We start from the raw sequence: 19,832 nt of genomic DNA on the forward strand, positions 1-19,832 counted from the left end.
ATGCGGATAAAGCCTGAGGCACTATCCGCAGAGAAAGTATTAAGAATCACAGCGGGCTTAAGGTAATTTCAACCCGGCGGTTTTGTGCTTTACCGGCGGCGGTGCTGTTGCTTGCGACCGGATTGTCTGGGCCTGCACCACTGGTGCGAATACGATTAGCGGCCACGCCCTGCACGATGAGTGCGCTACCCACGCTGTCGGCGCGTTGTTGTGAAAGCGTCATGTTATGTGCTCTGGTACCGGTGCTGTCAGTATAACCGGTCACATTGACGGCGGTTTTATCATATTCTTTCAATACCATCGCCACGCCGGTTAAGGTGTTGGCCCCGGCCGGTTTCAGGTTGCTGCTATCCGTATCAAATGTGACATTATTTGGCATATTCAATACGATATTGTCGCCCTGACGGGTAACACTAACACCGGTACCGTTCATTTTTTCACGCAGTTTGGCTTCCTGCACATCCATGTAATAACCGGCACCACCACCCAACGCAGCACCTGCTGCTGCGCCAATTAATGCCCCTTTGCCCCGATCATGTTTCGATGATGACAACATACCAATGCCGGCCCCTAATGCCGCACCAATACCAGCACCGTAACCGGATTTTCCGGCTTGAGACTCGCCAGTATAAGGATTGGTAGTACAAGCGGAAAGTGTCAGCGCCACAGAAACGGCGGCCACCGTGGCCAGAATGTGTTTTTTCATTGAATTTCCCTTGAATGGCACTCTATTTCGGCGAAAAGATAGATAATGTCGCCCAATAGCAGATTAAAAAATTACTCACCAACGTGAAGTACAGTTGCTGGTTTTTATCTGCCATCGTTATCCGGTAAAAAAGGAGGGAATACCATTGAGAAAACTCTCATAGTGCTGTGGCGTTGGTCTAAATGTTGCGTTTATCGGCAGAAAAAGCACAGAAAAGCGCTTTACGACTGCCGAATATCACCAGAAACCTCACTATCAAAATTCATCATGTTGGAAGCCGAGTTTTGTGCTCACTCGTGCTGCGGGTTGACTCGGGGCGCGAAAACGTAAAACTTTCACTCCGTGTTGTTGTAGATAACGTGCCAGCCCGTGTAGTGCGGCGCTCCCGGCCCCGCGAATGCTCCCTTCATCATCAGGCAGCAGCACATAGTTGGGATCAGTCACAAAAAATTCGACGTAGTAGTTCTCGTGACTATTTTCAAAAGTCTCATCTCTGCGGGCTGCCAGAATGCTGACGATCTCTCCTTGTAGCCTTACCGCAACGTAAACATAGTTATTTTCGGAAGAGAGCAATTCACTATACAGGGCGAAGTTGTTTATCCGCCCGGCTTCGATAGTGCGGTCATGTTCCGACCAGGGTTCGCTAGTTATGTGGTAATAGATGGGTACCTCGTTATAAATGTCTGACCATGCACCCACTGCCACTAAGGCATCATCCATAAAGGCGGCATCGATATCTGGCCGAGTCGGGATGGTGGTATCAAGGATATCGACATCAAAATATAAATTGGGTTGGGTGACCCATTGATCATTCTCAAGTACTCGTACGGCAGGCAGGTCGGTGGGGTAATGATAAGAGGCCAAAGAGAGTGAATATGTGCCTAATGGCAAGCGCTGTGCACCAGAGGGAGATTCAGTCGCGCCAGGGTTATGTAGCAAATAACGTGCGTAATTTAATCTTGTATATTCAAATACTTGAGATACTTGATGAATGGTTTCATCTATTCCAAGTTGCTGAATAATTAACTGAACCTCATTCACCAGGCTGCTTTCTGCTGCCGGGTTGCTGCTTGCAAAGCCCGTGGTATCATGAGTATGGATTTGCATTAATACCCGGCGCAAAACATCTAACGTCCAGTCACGCAGTGAATCACCGAATAATACGGTGAAATCGGCCAATATTCTTGATGCCCACAGACGGCAGCTTACATCTATATCACGGGGATAGCGCTCAGCGAGGATATTATCTATCGAGGTTTTACAAAATTGCGCCGCGGCGGGGAGTGTAAGAGCCTGATTATGTAGTTGGGTGTCGAGCTTGGTTAATCTCAGTATCGCGCTGCCACTATTTTCTGGGGATTGTGGCTGTGGCTCCAGTAAGGGTGGCTTGGTGGTAATCACAACTGATTTATCTTTGTTATCATCAGAAAACCAATGTTTTACTTTACTCCACAGCGTATCGCCCTGAGTGCAGCGGCTGCGAGTGACGTAATTATAAATCGCCAGCGCGGGAATAAAGGTGCAACCCAATGTTCCGGCGGTATCCCGTTCGCTTCTGTGGTGCACAGGCTGAATATCTTCAGTGCTGGCAACCATCACTATTTGGTCGATGATCAGTGGTTGCTTACTGGTGTTATTAACGATGATGGTTGAGGTTTCTACTGGGCGAGCAAAGGGCGCATTGCCAAGTGTTATGGTGGGGGATAAGGCTATCTGTTCAGTGCTCCGGCTTTCCATATAATCTATGGCAATACTGTTGCTGTTGATATGAAATAACAGGGAGAATCTGTCCGTCTCGGGGTGGATGCGAAATATCAGCGGTTCTTTACTCTGCGGATTATTAAAGATGAATAGATCTCGGTTAGAAAACCATATTACTGGCCCTAAAGATAATTCGGTCATAAAAACACTCTGATCATTAATATCAAAACTCAATAACACTTGTTTATTGGGATGGTTAGGATCACTCCATTGATGAGAAAATATATCGGATAAAGGCAGTTGCATTCGTTTTAGAATAACACAACGTTCGCTGCAACCTTCAATAGGAGAGTTAGCGACCCGGATGCTGGTTATTTCATTATCCATATACAAATCAGCTAAAGCGCGCTGCCCGATGGATTCAGTTAAGTTAAAATAAGGTGGGCTATAATCGTCATTTTTATATATGGTCGCTAACATCCCGTCGGGAATATAAATTGATGAAGCATTGTCATTTCCTATCATGGTATCGTCTTCGTTAAAAAGATCAGCTTTCTTTTTGTTGGAAAAACATTTTGATTTTCCTTGAAATTTATCCTCTGAATATAAACATACCTCTGGTGGGGCGGCGGTGTAATCTCTCATATCATTGGCAGTTGCAGTGGTGGCGGTTGTTATAAAAAATAATAATATCAAATATTTACTGATAAAATTTAACTTCATAATTAACTCCTTTTTTATGAGGTGAGAGTTTTAATAAGAATGGTGGCACTATTTAATAATAAATATTTTCATCAAATATTTGAGTCAATATCAAAGTTCATCATGATGAAAACCGAGCTTCATTTTTACGCGGGCGGAGGGCTGTGAAATAACGCTAGACCGTAATATTTTCACCCCATTTTCTTTCAGGTAACGGGCCAATTCATGTACTGCTACGCTGCCTGCTCCGCGCACATTGCCTTCAGCATTGGGGGTCAGAACGTTACGGGGAGCGCTCACCGAAACATCGATATAGAACTCATCTGTCGCGTTCCCGCTAGAGGCTCCCAACATGCTGACAATCTCTCCCTCAAGCCGTACCACCACGAACAGATAGTCACTGGTGGTGTTTTCCAATTCGAGTAACAGTGAGGTACTGGTGGTGCGTGCTGCGCTGGTAGTGCGATCAAGATCAGTCAGAGGATTGTCTTGCTGGTCAGTTTTTAATGGGGCGAAAAGGTAAGTAGTAAACCATTGGTCCATCACGGTGTGCGCGAGAATAATACCCGACCGGTCAGTTGTGCTGGCATCAATGATCTCCACTTCAAAATGTAAGTCGGGTCTGGTCACCCATTCATTATTGTGGCGAATACGGACTACGTGCGGCTCGGCGGGATAGCGATAAGACGCTAGCGAAAGTGAATATTCCCCTAATGGAAGACTTTGTGTGGCGCCAGGTGATTCCGTGGCGCTGGGGTTCTGTCCAATATAATTAGCATAATTTAATTGGGCATAGCGAAATGCACGGGTGATTTGCTGGAGGGTTTCAGCCAATCCCAATTGTTGGATAATGGCACTGACGCCAGTGACCAGATGATCCTCAGTCGTCTCATCGTTACCTGCATAGCCAGTAGACTGTTGTCTATCAATCCGTGTGACGACATTCTGCAGTTGCTGGGGTGTCCAGTCCCGCACAGTATCACCGAATAACAGGGTGAAATCAGCTAATATACGAGATACCCACTGAGGGCAGTTTTCATCCGGGCTACGGGGATAGCGAGCCGCGAGGATATTATCTATTGAGGTTTTACAAAATCGAGCAGTGGCCGGTAATGTCAGTGCCTGATTATGTAATTGAGTATCAATTTTGGTTAAGGTCAATATAAGAGAATTGGCTTGGTCATCGTTATTTTGGGGAAGAGCAGGGTGTGGCTCAAGCAAAGGGGAATTACTGGCAATCAAGACTACCTTGTCTTGATTATCATCGGAAAACCAATGTGATATCTGACGCCATAATTTATCTGCCTGATCACAATGGCTATGGGTAACATAATTATAAATCGCCAATGCGGGGATAAAGGTGCAGCCTAGCGTTCCGGCGACATCCCGTTTTTTTCTATAACATCCGCTATATTCATTATCATTCGTTGCTTCAACTTGATATTTATCTTCAGAATATAAACAAACTTCTCTGATTTTAATATTATCGGCAATGGCTAATGGAGATAATGTTATTAACAAAATTAAGGGTAATTGGATGCTTAGCAATGTACCTATCATATTAAACCCCTCACGTAATTCCCACAGGAAAATAGGCTCAGGAATAGAGTAATACAGTTATGGGGTTGAACCGGTTATTAAAATTTGTCAGATGCTGGGGGTAAAATAAGGAGCTAATTAAATAGGTGTTGCCAGTGCAGAGTTAAAATAGTGTTTTTGGTCTCGGCGTTATACGCTTTTCCTATCTGGGTAAAACCCTGTTTACGGTAGAAGTGGTAGGCGCGCTGGTTTTGCTGATAGACCTCCAACGTCAGGGCGCGGTAATGCCGCTGAACATATTCCATCAATACCTTACCGATACCCTGCCCGTGAAAAGGTTGGGCGACAAACAATGCCCCCACCAGTTGTTCTTCCAGAATACTGATAAATCCTGCAATCGGATTCTCATCATGGATGGTTTTTGAGTGTAAATAGACCCAAGTGCGGGCTGCTGGCAGGTAAGTGTTTCGTACCAACGGGGCGCTCTCATGCCAATATTGTTCGGTAATAAAAGGATGCGCCGCAATCGTGCTGGTTAGCCACAATTGCATCACGGCATCGATATCGTCCGGTTGGTAAGTTCTTATCATTTTACCGCGTTATCCGGATGGCAAAAACAACTCGCCAGATGATCGTTCACCAGGCCACTGGCCTGCATAAAGGCATAGCAAATGGTGGAGCCGATAAATTTAAAACCTTTTTTTTTCAATGCTTTTGACATTGCATCTGATACGGGTGTGGTTGCGGGTGACTCCGCCAGACACCACCAATGGTTAATTTTTGGCTCGCCACCAACAAAACTCCAGATAAAGTGCGAAAAATCCTCACCGTCGGCCTCCATGGCCAGATAAGCCTGTGCATTGGTGATAATGGCCTGAATCTTACCGCGATGACGGATAATACCGCTGTCCAGCACCAGTTTTTCTACATCGTCCGGCCCCATTTTCGCCACACGCACCGGATCAAAATTATGGAAGCACTTGCGATAGTGTTCACGTTTTTTCAGCACGGTTATCCATGAAAGTCCGGCTTGTTGCCCTTCGAGGCAGAGCATTTCGAACAGCGCCTGACTGTCGGTACGTGGGATACCCCATTCAGTGTCGTGATAAGCGAGATAGAGAGGATCAGAGGTGACCCAACCGCAGCGTTGTAGACTCATAACTCGTCTTCCTTTTTATTATCTGACTTAGCAGAGGATGATCGCTGTTCATTAGCTGATTAGCAACCTATCGACGGACTCTTTACCTTTGTTGGCGCAAAGCAGAATAATCAGTTGGAATACAGTGAAAGGCTCATTTTATCGACAAATCCATCTTGATTGTTGCATCTTGCCGGATTCTGGCTGTATATCTTACGGTCAACGGGTATACTGACCCATTCCATTTTAATCCACTTGTATCGCGTGCGAATCCAACATGCAAAAGTTTGATACCAAGACCTTTCAGGGCCTGATCCTGACGTTACAGGACTATTGGGCGCGCCAAGGCTGCACCATTGTTCAACCACTGGACATGGAAGTCGGCGCGGGTACCTCCCACCCAATGACCTGCCTGCGTGCACTTGGCCCAGAGCCAATCGCTGCCGCTTATGTACAACCTTCACGCCGCCCGACCGATGGTCGCTACGGTGAGAACCCAAATCGCCTGCAACACTATTATCAGTTCCAGGTGATCATTAAGCCTTCACCAGACAACATCCAGGAGCTGTATTTAGGCTCGCTGAGAGAACTGGGTCTGGACCCGACTATCCACGATATCCGCTTTGTTGAAGACAACTGGGAGAACCCGACCTTGGGTGCCTGGGGTCTGGGCTGGGAAGTGTGGTTGAACGGAATGGAAGTGACGCAGTTCACTTACTTCCAGCAAGTGGGCGGTTTGGAATGTAAACCGGTCACTGGCGAGATAACCTATGGTCTGGAACGTTTAGCGATGTACATTCAGGGCGTAGACAGCGTTTATGACCTGATTTGGTGCGACGGCCCGCTGGGCAAAACCACTTATGGCGATATTTATCATCAGAATGAAGTGGAGCAATCCACCTATAACTTCGAATACGCCGATGTGGATTTCCTGTTCTCCTGCTTTGAGCAGTATGAGAAAGAAGCTCAGTCGCTGCTGGCATTGGAGAACCCGCTGCCGCTGCCCGCTTATGAGCGCATTCTGAAAGCTGGCCATACGTTTAACTTGCTGGACGCCCGTAAAGCCATCTCGGTGACCGAGCGCCAACGCTATATTCTGCGCATTCGTACGCTGACCAAAGCTGTCGCCGAGGCTTATTATGCTTCCCGCGAGGCGTTGGGCTTCCCTATGTGCAAAAAGAATCAGAACTAAGAGGCTGTCATGACTCAACAGACTTTCCTGGTGGAAATCGGCACGGAAGAGCTGCCGCCGAAGGCTCTTCGTTCTCTGGCCGAATCTTTTGCTGCCAACTTTACTGCTGAACTGGATAACGCCAACCTGCCTCATGGTGAGGTGGTTTGGTATGCTGCGCCGCGCCGTCTGGCGGTAAAAGTGACCGATTTAAGCGCGGCTCAGGCGGATCGTGAAGTTGAAAAACGCGGCCCTGCCATTGCGCAAGCTTTTGATGCTGAAGGTAAACCGAGCAAAGCCGCCGAAGGCTGGGCACGGGGTTGTGGTATTACTGTCGATCAGGCTGAACGTCTGGTTACTGACAAAGGCGAATGGCTGCTGTATCGCGCCCATGTCAAAGGCCAATCAGCACAATTACTGCTGGCAGATATGGTGAATAGCGCGCTGAGCAAGCTGCCTATTCCAAAACTGATGCGCTGGGGTGATAAAGAAACCCAATTCGTTCGTCCGGTTCATACTGTAACCCTGCTGTTAGGCAGCGAATTGATTCCAGGCACTGTGTTAGGTATTGATTCAGACCGCATTATTCGTGGTCACCGCTTTATGGGTGAGGCTGAATTCACTATTGATAACGCTGACCAATACCCGCAGATTTTGCTGGAGCGCGGTAAAGTCATCGCTGATTATGAATCACGTAAAGCTATAATCAAGCGTGATGCAGAACTGGCAGCGCAGAAGATTGGCGGTATTGCTGATCTGAGTGAAAGCCTGCTGGAAGAAGTGACGTCACTGGTTGAATGGCCGGTGGTGCTAACCGCCAAGTTTGAAGAGAAATTCCTGGCAGTACCTGCGGAAGCACTGGTCTACACCATGAAAGGTGACCAGAAGTACTTCCCGGTTTACGATGCTGCCGGTAGCCTACTGCCAAACTTCATTTTTGTTGCCAATATCGAATCTAAAGATCCTCAACAGATTATTTCCGGTAACGAGAAAGTGGTTCGTCCGCGCTTGGCTGATGCGGAGTTTTTCTTTAAGACTGACCGTAAAAAACGTCTGGAAGATAATTTGCCGCGTCTGGAAACCGTGCTGTTCCAACAGCAATTGGGGACGTTGCGTGACAAGACCGACCGTATTCAAGCATTGGCGGGCTGGGTTGCCGCACAGATTGGCGCGGACGTTAACCATGCTACCCGTGCAGGTCTGCTGTCCAAATGTGACCTGATGACCAACATGGTGTTTGAATTCACCGATACTCAAGGTGTGATGGGGATGCACTATGCCCGTCACGATGGTGAAGCTGAAGATGTTGCTGTAGCGCTGAATGAGCAATACCAGCCACGGTTTGCCGGTGATGATTTGCCATCGAACCCAGTTGCTTGTGCATTAGCGATTGCCGATAAGATGGACACATTGGCCGGTATTTTCGGCATTGGTCAACATCCGAAAGGTGATAAAGACCCGTTTGCGCTACGCCGTGCGGCGTTGGGAGTACTGCGCATTATCGTCGAGAAGAACTTGCCACTTGATCTGCAAACGCTGACTGAAGAGGCGGTGCGCCTGTATGGCAGCAAGCTGACCAATGGCAACGTGGTCGATGAAGTGATTGAGTTCATGCTGGGCCGTTTCCGTGCCTGGTATCAGGATGAAGGTCACAGCGTTGACACTATTCAGGCGGTACTGGCTCGTCGTCCAACCAAACCGGCTGATTTTGATGCACGGGTGAAGGCCGTGACCTATTTCCGTACCCTGGATGCCGCAGCGACATTGGCTGCTGCTAACAAGCGTGTATCGAATATTCTGGCGAAATCCACTGATACCCTGAATGACCATGTGCATGCCTCGGTGTTAAAAGAGCCGGCAGAGCTGAAACTGGCCACACATTTAGTGGTGTTGCGTGACAAGCTGGAGCCTGTCTTTGCTGCGGGTCACTATCAGGAAGCGCTGGTGGAACTGGCGGCTCTGCGGGAAACGGTCGATGAGTTTTTCGACAGTGTTATGGTTATGGCAGAGGACGACGCAGTGCGGATCAACCGTCTGACATTGCTGAGTAAATTACGCGAGCTATTCTTGCAGGTTGCTGATATTTCGTTATTACAGTAATTCTGTACTTGGCTGGTCACAGGGGAGCGTAGTTACCCAAAGAATTTGGTGTTGCAGGTAGGCTGCAAACGAGCGAATCCCGATGAGCTTATTCAAGTAAGTGATTCGGGTAAGTGAGAGCAGCGAACACCCCTGCAACCTCAAGTAAGAAGGGTATATCGCTCCCCTTAGCTATTCTTAATACTGGAGTTGGGTGATAAGAATAGAATTTGTGAAAATAAGTACTTACTACAGGAGCAGTTTCACATGACTTTTGCACTGAATACAGCCCGATATTCACGTTGGTTAGCGCCATTACTGGCGTTACTGGTGGTGTTCCAATTGACCGCCTGCGGGGATAAAGAGCCAGAACAACGTAAGGCTTTTATTGATTATCTGCAAAATACAGTGATGCGTAGTGGGATGAAACTGCCAACACTGAGCGAAGATCAAAAGCAGAAATTTGGCCCTTATGTCAGTGATTATGCGATTTTAGTCACTTTTTCACAGCAGCTTACCAAATCTGTTGATGCCAGCTTGAGCCCGGCGATTGCTCAAATCAATGAGATCCGCGTGGCGCAGGATTATCTCGCCAAGCGTGATGCATTACAGCAGTCCGCAGGTGCATTGAACTTGTTAGTGCAACAGATTCGTACGGCAAAAACACAAGCCGATAGTGCGGTTGCTGCATTGAAACAGCCTGATGATTTGAAAGTGGTATTTAATAAAGCTTTCGATAATATTGTGACTCAGCCAGCCAATGTGTTGATCCCAGCAGTGCCGGTGATTTCTGCTTTTGTGCAGGATCTGGCACAAGTTGGTGATTTCTTGCAGCAACAGGGAACGCAGGTCACTTTCAATAATGGCGGCGTTCAATTCCAGACCCCACAGCAAGCAGCGCTATATAACACGATGATGGCTAATTTAGTCGCCAAGTATCCGGCGATGATGACGGCACAGAAGAGTGTTGCGAGTGTCATGCAGTGATGGTTTTGGTTGATTTAGGTTGATTTGATTTGATTTGATTTGATTTGATTTGGTGATCGGTTCGGTTGACATGAGTTCAGTGATTAACTTATCTCCGTAGCCTCAACCGCCAAGGGGGTCACAAGCGCGTGACCCCCTTGGAACCCCCGCGCTTACGCACGAATCGCCTGCCCACTGCGTGGGTGCCCTCGATTCATCATTACGCTGGCGGGACGGCTTTACGCGGGTCCTTCCGCGTGACGCCTAAATCCGGCGTCCATGCCGGATTTCCCTTGCTACATTCTTCACTCGGCGGCTCAAATGTGCTTTTAAACTTCAAAACCTAAAGACTATGGTTTTGATTTTCTCTTTTGACCTTGAGCGCAATCAGAAATATTGCCGACAAGGATGGAGGGCCGAGTGAGCGGCCATGGACGGCCGCGAAAAGCGCGCTTGAGCAGGAGCGAATCGCGCTGGCTCGTCAGCCCGAAAGACGTAGACGGTTTACCCGTAGGGCAATATTTCGCGCAAGCCGCAGGTGCAGGAGGGCCGGCTTGCCCTCCTGCTCGGTTGAGGCGGCAAAGCCAGCAATGAAAACAAATCGAATATCAACCGAAACCCGCTCCGATCGTGAGCAATGATGAACCCATCTCAACCGAAACCCGCTCCGATCGTGAGCAATGATGAACCCATCTCAACCGAAACCCGCTCCGATCGTGAGCAATGATGAACCCATCTCAACCGAAACCCGCTCCGATCGTGAGCAATGATGAACCCATCTCAACCGAAACCCGCTCCGATCGTGAGCAATGATGAACCCATCTCAACCGAAACCCGCTCCGATCGTGAGCAATGATGAACCCATCTCAACCAAAACCCGCTCCGACCGTGAGCAATGATGAACTCATCAACCAAAACCCGCTCCGACCGTGAGCAATGATGAACTCATATCAACCGAAACCCGCTCCGATCGTGAGCAATGATAAACTCATATCAACCGAAACCCGCTCCAATCGTGAGCAATGATGAACCCATCTCAACCAAAACCCGCTCCGATCGTGAGCAATGATGAACTCATATCAACCAAAACCCGCTCCAATAGTATGCCCCCTTCCCCCCGTTATTTTATTACACATTTCTACCAAGAGTTGAGTCTGAGAGGTTATTAGCAGGGTGAATGTCTCATCTCCTCTCTACGAGCAAAAATAACTTGTGATTAACATCACATTTTCAAAACAAACTAACCCACACAAAATGTGATTTATATCACTATAATCAGGCTTTGTAGCTTAAAAATTCGTCGTCGTGGTTTTCTTACAGTCATTTAGTGTGATCTGCGTCAACAAATGCACCCCTGTAATAGGGGGGTTGATGTGACTTCCGTCACATAAATGCAGTGAGCTACGCGTGAATAAAGGAGCATGCTAGAGTTTGTTTTGCATACAGCGTGTTTGTATTCGATAACACCGGCGGGTTTTGCAGAACTGCCTCAACAAAACAATTATATCGCGCTCTTATTGTTAGCGCGTACCAATAGGGGTGTTTTATGTTTTCACCAGACGCAAAGGTCAGAATTCAAAATTTTGGCCGATTCCTCAGTAACATGGTTATGCCCAATATCGGGGCATTTATTGCCTGGGGTATTATCACCGCACTGTTTATTCCAACCGGCTGGCTGCCAAATGAAACGCTAGCCAAACTGGTTGGCCCAATGATCACCTACCTGTTACCACTGCTGATCGGTTTTACCGGTGGCCGTTTGGTGGGTGGTGATCGCGGTGGTGTGGTGGGTGCTATCACCACCATGGGGGTTATCGTTGGTGCGGATATGCCAATGTTCCTCGGTGCGATGATTGTGGGTCCGCTGGGTGGCTGGGCAATCAAACACTTTGACCGTTGGGTTGAAGGTAAAATCAAAAGCGGCTTTGAGATGCTGGTTAACAACTTCTCAGCCGGTATCATCGGGATGTTGTTGGCGATTCTCGCCTTTATGGCGATTGGTCCACTGGTAGAAGTGTTGTCCCACGTGTTGGCTAAAGGCGTGCATATCATGGTGCAGCTTAACCTGCTGCCATTAACGTCTATCTTCGTCGAACCAGCCAAAATCCTGTTCCTGAATAACGCGATTAACCACGGTATCTTCTCACCTCTGGGTATCCAGCAGGCGACTGAAACCGGTAAGTCTATCTTCTTCTTGATTGAAGCGAACCCAGGCCCAGGTATGGGTGTGTTGATGGCTTACATGTTCTTCGGTAGAGGTAACGCTAAGCAATCTGCTGGCGGCGCGGCTATCATCCACTTCTTCGGTGGTATCCACGAAATCTATTTCCCATACGTGCTGATGAACCCGCGCTTATTGCTGGCGGTTATTCTGGGCGGTATGACTGGTGTGTTCACTCTGACTGTGCTGAACGGCGGCCTGGTATCACCTGCGTCTCCTGGTTCTATCCTGGCAGTATTGGCGATGACACCTAAAGGTGCTTATTTTGCCAACATTGCTGCAGTTGCTGCTGCGTTTGCCGTCTCCTTCGTGGTATCCGCTATCTTGCTGAAAACCTCTAAAGTCAAAGACGACGAGGAAGACAGTCTGGAAGATGCAACTCGCCGTATACAAGATATGAAAGCGCAATCTAAAGGCGCACAAGCGGCAAATGCTGCCGCTGCCGCAGGCGACCTGACCACAGTACGTAAAATCATCGTAGCTTGTGATGCTGGTATGGGTTCTAGTGCGATGGGGGCCGGTGTGCTGCGTAAGAAAGTACAAGATGCGGGCTTGAGACATATCTCGGTGACTAACTGTGCTATCAACAACTTACCAGAAGATGTGGACTTGGTTATCACCCACCGTGATTTGACTGAGCGAGCCATGCGCCATGCGCCACAGGCACAACATATCTCGCTGACCAACTTCCTTGATAGCCAGTTGTACACCAACCTGACAGCACGTTTGGTGGAGGCGGCTAACACGACAGCAAGCACTCAGAAAGTGATTGAAACGCTGGACGATAGCTTTGAAGCCTCTGAAGCCAACTTATTCAAGCTGGGCGCGGAGAATATCTTCCTCAATCAACACGCAGCCACCAAAGAGCAAGCTATTCGCTTCGCTGGTGAGCAGTTGGTGAAGGGGGGTTATGTTGAGCCGGAATATGTTGAAGCGATGTTGGAACGTGAAAAACTGACCTCCACCTATCTGGGCGAATCTATCGCGGTACCACACGGTACCATTGAAGCGAAAGACCGTGTGTTGAAAACCGGTGTAGTATTCTGCCAATACCCTGACGGCGTGCGCTTTGGTGACGAAGAAGATGAAGTGGCGCGTTTGGTGATTGGTATCGCGGCCCGTAATAATGAGCACATTCATGTTATTACCAGCCTGACGAATGCGCTGGATGATGAGTCGGTGATTGAGCGCTTAAGTAAAACTACCAGCGTGCAGGAAGTATTGGACTTATTGGGTGGCAAAAAGTAACCCAGCAATAACTGAATAGGGCCGTTGGGAGAAAACGGCCCTTTTACAGCAAAAGGTAACGAATATGAAAGCATTACATTTTGGCGCAGGTAACATTGGCCGGGGCTTCATTGGTAAACTTCTTGCTGATGCCGGTGCGCAACTGACCTTCGCAGATGTTAACCAACCGCTGCTGGACGAACTGAATAAACGTAAAAGTTATCAGGTCAATGTGGTCGGTGAGCAGGCGCGGGTTGAAGAAGTCAAAAACGTGAGTGCAGTAAACAGCAGTAGCCCAGACGTGGTGGCGCTGATTGCTGATGCCGATATTGTCACCACCGCTGTTGGACCGCAGATTCTGGCACGTATTGCCGGCACCGTGGCACAAGGCTTAGTCGCTCGTCATCAACAAGATAATACTCGCCCGCTGAATATTATCGCCTGTGAGAATATGGTGCGCGGTACCAGCCAGTTAAAACAGCATGTCTTCGCTGCGTTACCGGAAAGTGAACAAGCGTGGGTTGAGCAACATGTCGGTTTCGTCGATTCTGCGGTAGACCGTATTGTGCCGCCATCAGAAGCGGGCAGTACAGATATTCTGGCAGTGACGGTAGAGACCTTCAGTGAGTGGATTGTTGATGGTACCCAGTTCAAAGGGCAGCCACCGGAAATCGCAGGTATGGAGTTGACCGACAACCTGATGGCGTTTGTGGAGCGTAAACTCTTCACCCTGAACACCGGACATGCAATAACAGCCTATCTGGGGCAACTGGCAGGCCATCAAACCATTCGTGATGCTATCTTGGACCCGGCAGTACGCCAGACAGTGAAAGGCGCGATGGAAGAGAGCGGTGCGGTGCTGATTAAACGCTATGCTTTTGATCCACAAAAACATGCCGCTTATATCAATAAAATCATCTCCCGTTTTGAGAACCCTTACCTGCATGACGATGTTGAACGTGTTGGCCGTCAGCCACTGCGTAAACTGAGTGCCGGTGATCGATTGATCAAACCGCTATTGGGTACACTTGAGTATCAACTGCCACACACCAATCTGGTAACCGGTATTGCGGCGGCCATGAATTATCGCAGTGAGCAAGACCCACAAGCTCAGGAGTTGGTTGAATTACTGGCGAAATTGGGGCCGAAAGCTGCTTTGGCGCAAATTTCAGGCTTACCCGCTGATGGCGAGGTTGTCGAACAGGCGGTGAGTGTGTATAACGCCATGCAGGACAAGCTGGCGCACTGATTTTGTTATGAACAAAATGAGTTTGCGTTAGGTGATGTACCCTAAATAATTCGAGTTGCGGGAAGGCGGCAACTGAGTAAATCCCCAGGAGCTTACTCAAGTAAGTGACTGGGGTGAGCGAGGGCAGCCAACGCACATGCGGCTTGAAGTATGACGGGGATAAATACCGTGTCAGATTGCGCGGTATTTATCTTTTCGTAGCCCGATATTCTGAAACCACCTCAGTGACAAGCGATGATTGAAAAAACACAGGCATTTGAGAATCGGGTACTTGAGCATCTGAACGCAGGCAAGACCGTTCGGAGTTTCCTGATGGCTGCTGTCGAATTATTGGCAGAAGCGCTGAATATTCTCGTGGTGCAGGTTTTTCGTAAAGATGACTATGCGGTGAAATATGCTGTGGAACCATTGCTGGTTGGCGATGGGCCGCTTGGTGAGCTATCCGTGCGACTAAAGTTGGTTTATGCCTTGGGTGTGATCACCCGTCATGAATACGAAGATGCTGAGCTATTGATGGCGCTTCGTGAGGAGTTAAACCATGATGGCACCGAGTATCGCTTTACTGATGACGAAATCCTCGGGCCATTTGGTGAATTACATTGTGTGGCTGAATTGCCGCCAGTGCCCACTTTCCTGCGCCCGGATGAAGCAGACGCGTCGCTGATTGCCATGCAACGCCAGCGTTATCAGCAAATGGTGCGTTCCACCATGGTGCTCTCGATTACAGAATTGCTCTCCCGCATCAGCTTAAAACAGGTTTCCAAGCTGTCACCACTCGGCCATGCCTGAGTTACTGCAACACACTGAGCCATTCGTCAACTAACAGCCACAATGCTGTTATTGCCATCAAGCCCCCCATCACTCCATTGAATAATCGTAGTTTCCAGTTAACCCGTAACGCATGGCGTAACTGATCCCCCATCACCGCCCAAACGGCCACACAAGGCAGATTTAACAGAGCAAAACCACTAACAATCAGCAGGGTATGGCTCAGCGTAGCACCTTCACGTGGTGTAAATAAGATGGCGACATTCATAGCCATCAGCCAAGCCTTTGGATTAATGGCCTGAAATAAAGCCCCCTGGATAAACCCCATTGGCTGCTGGTCATCTCTTGACTTCGGGCTACCGGAATTAAAAATCTTCCACGATAACCAGAATAAATATGCACATCCCAGCGTCACCAGTGGTAAGCGAATTACCCCTAGCCAACTGAGAATTAATGCCAACAATGTGGTCATTAATGCGCATTGCAACGCGCAACCAAAGGTAATCCCCAACATCATTGGGAAGGTGCGACGTAAGCCAAAATTGACACCAGATGCGGCTAATAACAGGTTATTTGGGCCTGGAGTGATCGACATAACGGTAACGTAACTGATAAAGGCACTGTCCAACATGGGCGGTAGGTCCTAATGATGTTATCAAGAGATTTAGCATGTACTCTAAATAATTCGAGTTGCAGGAAGGCGGCAAGTGAGTGAGTCCCGATGAGTTGACGCGAGTCAATGATTTGGGTGATCGAGCGCAGCCAACACACATGCAATTTGAAGTATGACGAGTATAAACAGCAATCCGCTATGGCGTCAGAAGCAGAAGTTATCTATTGTTGTGGGTACAGTTTGTATAAGATTTAACTGTACCCATTGAACCTGCGGAGAACTGTCACCATGCCCGTTGTTATGAATGAAATTCGCTACTTGCAAGTGGCTGACAATCTGGCACAGGCCATTAAGAAAGGCAGTTTGCTGGCGGGTAGCCGCCTGCCATCAGTGCGCGGTTACGCCAAAAACCATCAGGTGAGTATCAATACGGTGGTGGCGGCTTACCGTACGCTGGAGGATCGAGGCTTGATTGAGGCGCGTCCGCAGTCAGGGTTTTATGTCTGTAGTCCGTCAACGGCGGTGGTGCCAACAGCGACAGTCGGCAAACCGGTAAATGAGGTGCTGGATTTAATTGATACGGTATTTGCCGCACAACAAAACCCTCGCTTTACCAATATCTCGCTCGCCTGTCCACAAACGGCGGATTTTTACCCCAGCGCCAAGTTGGGCCGCATCATGGCATCACTGTTGCGTCGCGAGCCGCAGTTAATCAGCCAGTACGCGTTGCCACCAGGATGCCAGCGCCTGCGTCAGCAAATCGCCCGCCGCGCCATGACCCTCGGGATGCTGGCTAATCCGGCAGATATCACTATTACGCATGGTTGTATGGAGGCGTTGCAGCTAGCGTTGCGGGTCACCACCAAGCCGGGTGATTGTGTCGGGCTGGAATCGCCAACCTATTTCTATCTGATGCCATTACTTGCCAGTCTTGGCCTGAAAGCCGTGGAGATTCCAACCGATCCACAGCAAGGTTTATCGTTGGATGTGTTGGAGTTACTGCTTCAGGAGGGGCGGTTGAATGCATTGATCGCCATGCCAACGGTGCAGAACCCGTTAGGTTTTACGATGCCACTGGCGGCGAAAAAGCGCCTGACACTGTTGATGAACGATCATCAGGTGCCACTGATAGAAGATGGCTTATATGCAGAAATACAATTCGGTTCTACCTTGTCCCCAGCGGTAAAAGCCTTTGACCGCGACGGTTGGGTGCTGTTCTGTTCCAGCTTCACCAAAACACTGGCCCCGGACTTCCGTATCGGCTGGATTGATGGTGGCCGCTTCGCTGAGGCATTACATAAGCTCAAAGCGGTGTCGTCGATGGCGGAACCGGCGTTATTATCAGAAACACTGGCACTGTTTCTGGAGTCTGGCGGTTATGACCACCACCTGCGCGGGCTACGCCGCCGTTATGCACAACAGGTACAACAGGCGCAGCAACTCATTGCACAGTACTTCCCTCGTGGGACCAAAGTGACCCAACCAGCAGGGGGTTTTGTTTTCTGGGTCGAGTTCCCTGCCAGTGTCGATACCGTGGCGCTATTTCATCAATTGCTACAAGAACAGATATGCCTGACCCCCGGTACGCTTTACTCGCCGAGTGGCCGCTATCGTAATGCTTTTCGCCTCTCGTGCTGTTATCCGTTCAACCACCACTATACCCAAGCTTTGGTCAGGCTCGGGGAGGTTGCTTGTGAAATTAGCAGCCTACCGGCCGGCATGCAGTGGCAACCAATACAGGAGGCTGCTGCTGAAAAGCACGCATCCTGATACACTCTCTATCTTGATGCACAATCAGTGCTATCCTATCCCCAACTTTAGCGAAATATCGTGCCCATCAGTGGCATGTACGGGCCAATACTATGAAAGAACATGCAGAAATCAAACGTCTAAGCGATATGCTGGATGCGTTGAACCACAAAGACCCTACCGTGATCCAACAGGGTAATATGGATTTGATCGCGCAGCATATGAAAGAAAAAGAGAAACTGGCGGCTGAAATTCAGCGCCTGAAAGAAGTGCGGGTTAAAAACCTGAGTGCTGAGGCACAAAAGCTAGCTCAACTGCCGTTCAGCCGCGCTATTACTAAAAAAGAGCAGGCGGATATGGGCACGCTGAAGAAAGCAGTACGCGGTATTGTGGTGGTACACCCAATGACTGCATTAGGCCGTGAGATGGGCTTGAAAGAAGTGACCGGCTACGCGAAAAAAGCGTTCTAATTGCGACTTTCGAAATAACCGGGTGTGTGGCATGGCTGCTACCCGGTTTGTTGTTGTAAATATGATCAATCAAACAGTTCTGAGTGAGTTCCCGCGCGAACAAAGATAATCTGGCTTATTTTACTGCTGTTACTTAATTTATAGATCAGTAAAAAATCTCCTCCGATATGGCATTCTCGGAAATTTCCCCAGTCTCCTTTAAGCGGATGGTCTAACCATTCGGCACCTAACGGCGTATCATTTGCAATAAGCAGTAACATGGCATGTTTGAGTCGATACATATCATAACGACCACTGCGGGACAGCTTTTCCCAGTCTTTAAGGAAGTCTTTGGTATAATCTGCCGTCCTTGGCATTGGCATTGTCGTTCGTTTACTTACTGTTGTCTTTTTCAAGTTCAATAAATAACTCATCCGAAGTAGTAAAACGTGCGCTATGGGCTTGAACTATCTCTTCTGCTTCCTGCATCGCCGCACGAGTCTGGGGGTTCGGTACTTTCAATTCGAATGGAAATGCCTGATCAGCGACGACGCGATTTAAAAATAAACGCACGGCGTCGGAAACCGAAAGGCCCATTGCATTGAGTGCTGCTGTTGCCTGTTTTTTGACGTCATCATCAATACGGACATGCAACATTGTGGTGTGTGTAGCCATTTTTGCCTCCTCATCAATAAACTGAGTTTGTATCTCAAGTGAGATACAGTCAAGTTTATCAATAAAGATCGGCATATTTTGCTATTCAATAACCTCTATCATTAGGTATTCCCTAATAACCGCCGGTTAAAATCCTCGATCTTTCCTTGCGAAAGACGCGTTAGCATAGTTTTACTCCAACTGGTGGATAATCCTGATACAGCCAACAAGCGGTGATACTGTTCTTTATCGAAAGGCATATGCCAGGCGATGGCAATCGCTTCTGCCACCGAGATATCACTGGTACGCGCCAACAGCTCTAATGCATGGCCCTCACTAACAATACCGGTGGAAATTACGCGATACAGCCAGCCGCAATAGCCGGTCTGCTGCATCAGTGCCGACATCTCCTCGATAGCGAAATGGAAGTTGAGCTTGTAACAAGGTGAACGCGGTTGAGTCACCTGAATGATTGCCCCTCCCCAGCGGTAGATATCCCCCATATAGACATTTTGTTCCGTCATGCCGAGGGTTGAGATATTTTCGCCATAGGCCGGAGCAGAGAAAATATCTTCCTGTGCAGGGAATCGCTCTATCCAGTGGGAGTAGTGTTCTCGTGGATAATGGCATAAGGCGCGGTCCGGCCCGCCGTGAAAGCGGGTTTCGGCTTGTTCATCCCCTTCCAATCCCAGCGTCGTGAGCATGATGCCACCCTGAACCTGGCGTTTACCAATCGCGCTCGGGGAACTGCCGTTATAAGGCTCGATTTTACCGATATAAACCTGAGGATACTTCATCTGCTCTCCTTGTCTGCGTTTGGAAGGGAGAATCAGAATACCCTGCCTGACCGCAGGGTTCCAAGGTAAAAGAGGTTATCGATAGGATTGAGCGAAACGATGA

At 48.6% G+C, this 19,832-nt stretch carries 17 protein-coding genes; 8 read left to right on the top strand and 9 right to left on the bottom strand.

Annotation, left to right across the window (positions count from 1 at the left end):
* Positions 1-46 precede the first annotated feature (46 nt).
* The 5 genes from Q2T71_RS19195 to Q2T71_RS19215 form a co-directional block, all read right to left on the bottom strand.
* Positions 47-706 carry an OmpA family lipoprotein gene (locus Q2T71_RS19195; RefSeq protein ID WP_372560214.1) on the bottom strand — a complete coding sequence of 220 codons (660 nt, stop codon included), beginning with the start codon at positions 704-706 and terminating at the stop codon, positions 47-49.
* A 255-nt stretch (positions 707-961) separates the two neighbouring features.
* On the bottom strand, positions 962-2,932 hold the full coding sequence (locus tag Q2T71_RS19200; RefSeq protein ID WP_372560215.1) for a GNAT family N-acetyltransferase: 1,971 nt from the start codon (positions 2,930-2,932) through the stop codon (positions 962-964).
* A gap of 288 nt (positions 2,933-3,220) precedes the next feature.
* Positions 3,221-4,669: a GNAT family N-acetyltransferase gene (locus Q2T71_RS19205; protein WP_372560216.1), complete on the bottom strand. Its 1,449-nt coding sequence runs from the start codon at positions 4,667-4,669 to the stop codon at positions 3,221-3,223.
* Between the two features lie 113 nt (positions 4,670-4,782).
* Positions 4,783-5,238 (bottom strand): N-acetyltransferase, encoded by a 456-nt coding sequence (locus Q2T71_RS19210; protein ID WP_372560217.1) that lies wholly within the window; start codon positions 5,236-5,238, stop codon positions 4,783-4,785.
* The gene (locus tag Q2T71_RS19215) at positions 5,235-5,807 is read right to left on the bottom strand and encodes a DNA-3-methyladenine glycosylase I (RefSeq protein ID WP_372560218.1); all 573 of its coding nucleotides are present in this window, start codon (positions 5,805-5,807) and stop codon (positions 5,235-5,237) included. Before Q2T71_RS19215 ends, Q2T71_RS19210 begins: the two co-directional genes overlap by 4 nt.
* A gap of 256 nt (positions 5,808-6,063) precedes the next feature.
* Between Q2T71_RS19215 and glyQ the strand changes: the two genes are divergently transcribed.
* The 6 genes from glyQ to Q2T71_RS19245 all read left to right on the top strand — a co-directional run bounded on the left by glyQ (position 6,064) and on the right by Q2T71_RS19245 (position 15,488).
* A complete protein-coding gene (glyQ, locus tag Q2T71_RS19220; protein ID WP_005186828.1) occupies positions 6,064-6,978 on the top strand; it encodes a glycine--tRNA ligase subunit alpha in 915 nt (304 codons plus the stop codon).
* Positions 6,979-6,987: 9 nt separating this feature from the next.
* Positions 6,988-9,057 carry a glycine--tRNA ligase subunit beta gene (glyS, locus tag Q2T71_RS19225; RefSeq protein WP_372560219.1) on the top strand — a complete coding sequence of 690 codons (2,070 nt, stop codon included), beginning with the start codon at positions 6,988-6,990 and terminating at the stop codon, positions 9,055-9,057.
* A 246-nt stretch (positions 9,058-9,303) separates the two neighbouring features.
* Positions 9,304-10,023, top strand: a complete 720-nt coding sequence (locus Q2T71_RS19230) for a DUF3053 domain-containing protein (protein ID WP_083161480.1) — start codon at positions 9,304-9,306, stop codon at positions 10,021-10,023.
* 1,525 nt (positions 10,024-11,548) lie between these two features.
* Positions 11,549-13,471: a PTS mannitol transporter subunit IICBA gene (locus Q2T71_RS19235; RefSeq protein ID WP_372560220.1), complete on the top strand. Its 1,923-nt coding sequence runs from the start codon at positions 11,549-11,551 to the stop codon at positions 13,469-13,471.
* 64 nt (positions 13,472-13,535) lie between these two features.
* Positions 13,536-14,699, top strand: a complete 1,164-nt coding sequence (locus tag Q2T71_RS19240; RefSeq protein ID WP_372560221.1) for a mannitol-1-phosphate 5-dehydrogenase — start codon at positions 13,536-13,538, stop codon at positions 14,697-14,699.
* A gap of 234 nt (positions 14,700-14,933) precedes the next feature.
* Positions 14,934-15,488, top strand: a complete 555-nt coding sequence (locus Q2T71_RS19245; protein WP_005186837.1) for an MltR family transcriptional regulator — start codon at positions 14,934-14,936, stop codon at positions 15,486-15,488.
* 1 nt (position 15,489) lies between these two features.
* Here the strand turns inward: Q2T71_RS19245 and Q2T71_RS19250 are convergent, their stop codons facing one another.
* Positions 15,490-16,098 (bottom strand): LysE family translocator, encoded by a 609-nt coding sequence (locus Q2T71_RS19250; RefSeq protein ID WP_372560222.1) that lies wholly within the window; start codon positions 16,096-16,098, stop codon positions 15,490-15,492.
* A 270-nt stretch (positions 16,099-16,368) separates the two neighbouring features.
* On the opposite strand from Q2T71_RS19250, the gene Q2T71_RS19255 reads away from it, so the two are divergent.
* Together Q2T71_RS19255 and Q2T71_RS19260 are read left to right on the top strand one after the other, a co-directional pair.
* Positions 16,369-17,850, top strand: a complete 1,482-nt coding sequence (locus tag Q2T71_RS19255; RefSeq protein ID WP_372560223.1) for a PLP-dependent aminotransferase family protein — start codon at positions 16,369-16,371, stop codon at positions 17,848-17,850.
* A 92-nt stretch (positions 17,851-17,942) separates the two neighbouring features.
* Positions 17,943-18,299: a YibL family ribosome-associated protein gene (locus tag Q2T71_RS19260; protein ID WP_075337794.1), complete on the top strand. Its 357-nt coding sequence runs from the start codon at positions 17,943-17,945 to the stop codon at positions 18,297-18,299.
* 65 nt (positions 18,300-18,364) lie between these two features.
* Here Q2T71_RS19260 and Q2T71_RS19265 read toward each other — a convergent pair whose 3' ends face one another.
* The 3 genes from Q2T71_RS19265 to yiiM all read right to left on the bottom strand — a co-directional run bounded on the left by Q2T71_RS19265 (position 18,365) and on the right by yiiM (position 19,729).
* A complete protein-coding gene (locus Q2T71_RS19265; protein WP_372560224.1) occupies positions 18,365-18,694 on the bottom strand; it encodes a type II toxin-antitoxin system YafQ family toxin in 330 nt (109 codons plus the stop codon).
* A complete protein-coding gene (locus Q2T71_RS19270; RefSeq protein ID WP_032906763.1) occupies positions 18,672-18,953 on the bottom strand; it encodes a type II toxin-antitoxin system RelB/DinJ family antitoxin in 282 nt (93 codons plus the stop codon). The genes Q2T71_RS19265 and Q2T71_RS19270 overlap by 23 nt, the downstream gene beginning before the upstream one ends.
* Positions 18,954-19,054: 101 nt before the next feature.
* Positions 19,055-19,729: a 6-hydroxyaminopurine reductase gene (gene yiiM, locus Q2T71_RS19275; RefSeq protein WP_372560225.1), complete on the bottom strand. Its 675-nt coding sequence runs from the start codon at positions 19,727-19,729 to the stop codon at positions 19,055-19,057.
* Positions 19,730-19,832: the final 103 nt, after the last annotated feature.

It is taken from the genome of Yersinia sp. 1652 StPb PI (assembly GCF_041538345.1).
Lineage (GTDB): Bacteria > Pseudomonadota > Gammaproteobacteria > Enterobacterales > Enterobacteriaceae > Yersinia > Yersinia enterocolitica_E.

What these genes read in the sequence shown, in the direction of transcription:
- Q2T71_RS19195 (WP_372560214.1), bottom strand. Translation starts at nt 706, where the DNA reads ATGAAAAAACACATTCTGGCCACGGTGGCCGCCGTTTCTGTGGCGCTG.
- Q2T71_RS19200 (WP_372560215.1), bottom strand. Translation starts at nt 2,932, where the DNA reads ATGATAGGAAATGACAATGCTTCATCAATTTATATTCCCGACGGGATG.
- Q2T71_RS19205 (WP_372560216.1), bottom strand. Translation starts at nt 4,669, where the DNA reads ATGATAGGTACATTGCTAAGCATCCAATTACCCTTAATTTTGTTAATA.
- Q2T71_RS19210 (WP_372560217.1), bottom strand. Translation starts at nt 5,238, where the DNA reads ATGATAAGAACTTACCAACCGGACGATATCGATGCCGTGATGCAATTG.
- Q2T71_RS19215 (WP_372560218.1), bottom strand. Translation starts at nt 5,807, where the DNA reads ATGAGTCTACAACGCTGCGGTTGGGTCACCTCTGATCCTCTCTATCTC.
- glyQ (WP_005186828.1), top strand. Translation starts at nt 6,064, where the DNA reads ATGCAAAAGTTTGATACCAAGACCTTTCAGGGCCTGATCCTGACGTTA.
- glyS (WP_372560219.1), top strand. Translation starts at nt 6,988, where the DNA reads ATGACTCAACAGACTTTCCTGGTGGAAATCGGCACGGAAGAGCTGCCG.
- Q2T71_RS19230 (WP_083161480.1), top strand. Translation starts at nt 9,304, where the DNA reads ATGACTTTTGCACTGAATACAGCCCGATATTCACGTTGGTTAGCGCCA.
- Q2T71_RS19235 (WP_372560220.1), top strand. Translation starts at nt 11,549, where the DNA reads ATGTTTTCACCAGACGCAAAGGTCAGAATTCAAAATTTTGGCCGATTC.
- Q2T71_RS19240 (WP_372560221.1), top strand. Translation starts at nt 13,536, where the DNA reads ATGAAAGCATTACATTTTGGCGCAGGTAACATTGGCCGGGGCTTCATT.
- Q2T71_RS19245 (WP_005186837.1), top strand. Translation starts at nt 14,934, where the DNA reads ATGATTGAAAAAACACAGGCATTTGAGAATCGGGTACTTGAGCATCTG.
- Q2T71_RS19250 (WP_372560222.1), bottom strand. Translation starts at nt 16,098, where the DNA reads ATGTTGGACAGTGCCTTTATCAGTTACGTTACCGTTATGTCGATCACT.
- Q2T71_RS19255 (WP_372560223.1), top strand. Translation starts at nt 16,369, where the DNA reads ATGCCCGTTGTTATGAATGAAATTCGCTACTTGCAAGTGGCTGACAAT.
- Q2T71_RS19260 (WP_075337794.1), top strand. Translation starts at nt 17,943, where the DNA reads ATGAAAGAACATGCAGAAATCAAACGTCTAAGCGATATGCTGGATGCG.
- Q2T71_RS19270 (WP_032906763.1), bottom strand. Translation starts at nt 18,953, where the DNA reads ATGGCTACACACACCACAATGTTGCATGTCCGTATTGATGATGACGTC.
- yiiM (WP_372560225.1), bottom strand. Translation starts at nt 19,729, where the DNA reads ATGAAGTATCCTCAGGTTTATATCGGTAAAATCGAGCCTTATAACGGC.